The sequence below is a fragment of the Microseira wollei NIES-4236 genome (assembly GCF_020521235.1).
GTDB lineage: Bacteria > Cyanobacteriota > Cyanobacteriia > Cyanobacteriales > Aerosakkonemataceae > Microseira > Microseira wollei.
Map to the genome: position 1 here is coordinate 1 of NZ_BLAY01000345.1, position 4,500 is coordinate 4,500.

The 4,500-nt window shown below is 49.0% G+C and carries 6 protein-coding genes; 3 read left to right on the forward strand and 3 right to left on the reverse strand.

Features of this window, described 5'->3' with window-relative positions; all coding sequences use genetic code 11:
• On the reverse strand, nucleotides 1–218 hold a 218-nt coding region (locus MiSe_RS47790), incomplete at its 3' end, for a hypothetical protein (protein WP_226594312.1).
• Between the two features lie 97 nt (nucleotides 219–315).
• Here MiSe_RS47790 and MiSe_RS47795 point away from each other — a divergent pair.
• From MiSe_RS47795 to MiSe_RS47805, 3 genes are all read left to right on the forward strand, one after another.
• Nucleotides 316–585 (forward strand): Precorrin-3B methylase, encoded by a 270-nt coding sequence (locus MiSe_RS47795; RefSeq protein WP_226594314.1) that lies wholly within the window; start codon nucleotides 316–318, stop codon nucleotides 583–585.
• Nucleotides 586–867: 282 nt separating this feature from the next.
• The gene (locus MiSe_RS47800) at nucleotides 868–1,386 is read left to right on the forward strand and encodes a YkgJ family cysteine cluster protein (protein WP_226594316.1); all 519 of its coding nucleotides are present in this window, start codon (nucleotides 868–870) and stop codon (nucleotides 1,384–1,386) included.
• A 99-nt stretch (nucleotides 1,387–1,485) separates the two neighbouring features.
• The gene (locus tag MiSe_RS47805; RefSeq protein WP_226594318.1) at nucleotides 1,486–2,043 is read left to right on the forward strand and encodes a Uma2 family endonuclease; all 558 of its coding nucleotides are present in this window, start codon (nucleotides 1,486–1,488) and stop codon (nucleotides 2,041–2,043) included.
• 168 nt (nucleotides 2,044–2,211) lie between these two features.
• Here MiSe_RS47805 and MiSe_RS47810 read toward each other — a convergent pair whose 3' ends face one another.
• Both MiSe_RS47810 and MiSe_RS47815 read right to left on the reverse strand, forming a co-directional pair.
• Nucleotides 2,212–4,017 carry an ABC transporter ATP-binding protein gene (locus tag MiSe_RS47810; protein ID WP_226594325.1) on the reverse strand — a complete coding sequence of 602 codons (1,806 nt, stop codon included), beginning with the start codon at nucleotides 4,015–4,017 and terminating at the stop codon, nucleotides 2,212–2,214.
• A 97-nt stretch (nucleotides 4,018–4,114) separates the two neighbouring features.
• On the reverse strand, nucleotides 4,115–4,297 hold the full coding sequence (locus tag MiSe_RS47815) for a hypothetical protein (RefSeq protein ID WP_226594321.1): 183 nt from the start codon (nucleotides 4,295–4,297) through the stop codon (nucleotides 4,115–4,117).
• Between the last annotated feature and the right edge of the window lie 203 nt (nucleotides 4,298–4,500).

Here is a 4,500-nt window from a genome sequence, read left to right on the forward strand (position 1 = left end):
GTTCGCTTGCTCTGCAAAAAATCCCGTTGCCAAATCTGACGCCGCTTAAAAAGGGGGACTTTAACTTCAGAGGTTCGCTTGCTCTGCAAAAAATCCCGTTGCCAAATCTGACGCCGCTTAAAAAGGGAACTACGAGGAAAATGATATAAAACCGTTTGGGGAATGGCGGCACGACCAGCTAGGACTGTGTTACAGACAGGATTCGGAAGTCGCACCAAAGTCCCACAAACGGTAATTATAAGCTAGCACATCAACAATAAATCCCAGAAAGAATGCTAAAGGTTAAGATTGAGAATAGTGCGTTCTGATTGAATTATGACAAAGCACGAAGATCCCCTCACTGGAGAAGCACTCATTAAGGAAGTCTGTCGGCGGATTCGAGTTGCCCGAAGTTACTGGGATGCCCATAATAATGCTGCCTGTCGGGGAGAACGGGATCGCGCGTTAGCTCTTTACAACACACTAACAAAAGAACAAAAAGACCAGATTCCGCAGGTGTTGCGGGTCTGGCTACGCTATCGCAGTGAAAAATACTTTGGGGAACACCGAACGCCACCCAAGTCGAAACGAAAGCCGAAATATTGACATTGTCCTCTACATAAAAGGGAGAGGATTCTTAGAATTGCTTGCTTCTAAGGCTTTCTCTTTCAACGACAAACCTTAAAATTAGCTATCCATTTCTGGCAGTAAGTAGGTACAAGTAAATAAAGTGAAAATAGTTATGCAAGTGTGGGGCCCGCTCCAATGCCCACCCCACAAGAATTTCAGACTCTTGTGGGGTGGGCGTCCCGCCCGCCTCTGGTTCAATTTAGTTATACTCACCTACTTACTTAGACCAATTAACTGTTCAATGGAACCATAACTTTGATGAACGACCCACGACACAAATTGCTTGTTCTCGACTCGCGCGTCCTGCGCCGCGTGCAAGAGATTCGCGCTACTCGAGACTGGTGGCCTTGTCGGCGCGGTTGCGATCGCTGCTGTCGCCATCTAGCACATCCTCCTGAACTCAGTCCGGAAGAATGGGTGCGCGTTGACGAAGCCGTGGCTGCACTTCCTGCCACAATAAGGACTGAGGTCGAGCAGAAAATCGACGCACTTTTGAGGCAAATTGCAGAGAACAACGTAGGCAAGCATGTCGTTTGCCCCTATCTTGATCAAGTAGAAGGGTCTTGCCGGATCTACGAAGCACGCCCAATTGCCTGTCGCACCTACGGCTTCTTTGTCGCCCGCGATGGCGAGCAGTACTGTGAGATGATTGAAACCGAGGTGGCATCCCGAGACGAACGCCACATTATATGGGGAAACGCTGAAGCGATTCGAGATGAAATTGAGCGAATTAGCGGTGCGCCGATTCCCTTCGAGGTGCATTATCACCTGTGTTAGACCGAGGCGTGGAAGTCGATTTACGTGCTAAGAAATTGAGATTGTTTCCACTCTACGATCGAAGAAGAAAACTGGGATCGAAGCTACTGGAGTAGTACCATGACCTCAACAAGTGTACGCTTGTTTTCCCAAGACGAATACCACCGCATGACAGAAGCAGGAATTCTCGACCCAGATGAACGAGTGGAACTGCTAGAAGGACAAATTATCTCAATGGCTGCCAAAAATCCCCCTGATTCAGCCACCAACCTCTGTGCAGCTGAATACCTGAGAACCCTACTGGCAGGACTTGCCTTAATTCGGATTCAAGACCCGATTAACCTGAATCCTTACTCAGAACCCGAACCAGATATCGCCGTGGTTCGGATTGACCCCCGATTCTACGCAGGAAGTCACCCAACTCCAGCAGATACTTTCCTGCTTGTGGAAATCTCCGATACTACTCTAGAACGCGACCGCAAACAAAAAGCCGTTGCTTATGCCAAAGCTGGGATTGCTGATTACTGGATTCTCGATACAAATACCCGTCAAGTTCGCGTCTTCCGGGAAATAGTTAATCAAACCTACCAACAAGAGAGTATCCTCAATGAAGAAGCGACTCTTTTCATGCTGGCTTTTCCTGATATTGAAGTTGAAATTGCTCGACTATTTCCCTAGCGCGGGGGGCGGGTTTTGTCCGTTAAATTGCCCATAATAAAAAAACCGCACCCCATTGTTGCGTAGGGACACGGCATCATAGATCTCTATGACAAACAGATAACGTTAATTTTGCCGTGTCCCGGCTGCCGATCGTGGGTAATCTACTGGACATGATATGATTGGGCATTACCGAAACTGTTGGGCATAAAAACTGGCATAGCGCGAGCCTTTTTCCAATAACTCCTCGTGGGTTCCAGATTCTACTATTTGCCCTTTTTCTAAGACTAAAATTCGGTCGGCGCGGCGCACGGTGGCGAGGCGGTGGGCGATAATAAAAACAGTCCGATCTTGCATCAGTCTTTCTAACGCTTCTTGGACTAAAGCTTCCGATTCTGAATCTAAAGCGGAAGTTGCTTCATCGAGGATGAGAATTCTGGGATTGAGTAAGACGGCGCGAGCGATCGCTATCCGTTGTCTTTGTCCTCCTGATAAGTTTACCCCTCTTTCTCCCACCCAAGTATGATATCCCTGAGATAGCTGGGCGATAAATTGGTGCGCGTTGGCGACTTTCGCCGCTGACTGCACCGCCTCCATGTCAAACTCAGCTTGACCGAAGGCGATATTTTGGGCGATCGTACCCGAAAATAAAATAGTTTCTTGGGGTACAATCCCAATTTGTCGCCGCAGACTGCGGAGGGTAACTGTTTGAACATCAATACCATCAATTAAAATCTCACCCACTTGCGGGTCATAAAACCGAGGCAGTAAATTAACTAAAGTTGTTTTACCCGCACCAGAAACACCCACCAAAGCGATAGTTTCTCCCGGCATTGCCAGTAAATTTAAGTCTTGCAATACCCAAGAATTGCTAATTGCTAATTGGTAATTGTCTCCTGTCTGCATCCCCGCGTCGCCGCGTCGCCGCGTCGCCGCGTCGTTCCAACTCACCTGTTCGTAACTAAAACAAACGTGGCGATATTCTACCTTGCCGGTGACGGGGGGAAGTGCGATCGCATCCTCTTTTTCCACCACCATTGGCGGAATTTCCATTAACTCAAATATCCGGTCAATCGACGCTTCCCCTTGTTTAAAATCGTTGTAATTGCTCGTCATGTGGGCGATCGGGTCAATCAGCAATCCTACACCTGCCAGAAAGCTCACAAAGCTACTCCCGGTTAAATTTCCCTGGGAGATTTGCCAGCCACCTAAAAATAGCAGCAGCAACACGCTCATCGCATATAAAAATCCCACCACTGGATTTTGAATCGCTTTTAAATGTTCCGTCGCATATTTGGCTTGACGGTTAAATTCCGCTTCCTTAGCGAAACGATCAATTTCATAATCTTCTGCCGCAAATGCTTGCACCAAGCGAATTCCGCTAAATACTTCTGTTAGTAAAGCCGATAAATTAGAAGTGCGATTTTGACTGCGCCTGGAAAACTTCAGCATCTGTTCCCCGCACCAAGCAATTAAAATTCCCATCAGCGGCGCCACGATAAATGTAGCGATCGTTAGCTGCCAGTTGAGATAAATTAAGTACCCCAAAAGCACAATTAATTGCAATGCACAGGTAACCGAGTCGTGGAAAAATTTATATACCACTTCCCCGATCCGATCGATATCTTCTGTTAGTCGGTAAGCGAGATCTCCCGTTTTCGCTGTTTCAAAATAGCTCAAGGAAAGCCGTTGCAAGTGAGCGTATACCCGCTGGCGTAAGTCTAAGGCAATGGCAAACGCGGCTTTCGCCATCAGCGCATCTTGCCCGTAGAGCATAATTTTTTGACCGAGAAATACCAAGGTTAAAGCGCCTGCAACACTTCCCAGCGCCAGCATATTACCTTTGCCGATGGCGGCGGCAATGTTACCTGCGAGTGCGGCTTGGGGAGGCCAAAACGCTGTCACCGCTAGGGTACAAGCAAATGCCTGGGCGATGGTTTTCCAGTGGGGGCGGATGTATGGCACGAGTTGCCAGTAATGCGATCGCTTCTTCAAGCCAAGAAGTCCAAAACTGTATCTGTTTGAGGCTACCAACTTTCACTATAATGATTCACTGCCAAAATTCCAGCCCAGGGCTAGTTGAATTTTCACCTCAATTGTATGCAGCGAGCGCCTTTGAGCCATTGTCATCAACTGCTCCTTCATCCCAGGCTCTGAACTTCCCCTGGCGCCATTTCCAGCGGTAGCCATCCGGGTCGAATGGCGCGATAGCATCGGGGAAAGCATCACCCAATTTCTTCAATAGTCCGCTCAGCCAAGTGGTTGATTTACCCACTCTCGCTGCTGTGCCCTCTGCCCGTAAGCCAGAAAGGCTACCAGCCGCGCATTGGGACAATAGACGCCAAACTGGGGCGCTGGGGGAGTGGGCGCGGTAGGGAAAGAGAGCGGATTAGAGTGGATGGGGGCGAGGGGGGAAGGGTTGGGGGGGGGGAGCGCGGGCGGCGGGCTTCGGCAAGGATTGAGATCGGGAGAGCGCGG

What these genes read in the sequence shown, in the direction of transcription:
- MiSe_RS47805 (WP_226594318.1), top strand. Translation starts at nt 1,486, where the DNA reads ATGACCTCAACAAGTGTACGCTTGTTTTCCCAAGACGAATACCACCGC.
- MiSe_RS47800 (WP_226594316.1), top strand. Translation starts at nt 868, where the DNA reads ATGAACGACCCACGACACAAATTGCTTGTTCTCGACTCGCGCGTCCTG.
- MiSe_RS47795 (WP_226594314.1), top strand. Translation starts at nt 316, where the DNA reads ATGACAAAGCACGAAGATCCCCTCACTGGAGAAGCACTCATTAAGGAA.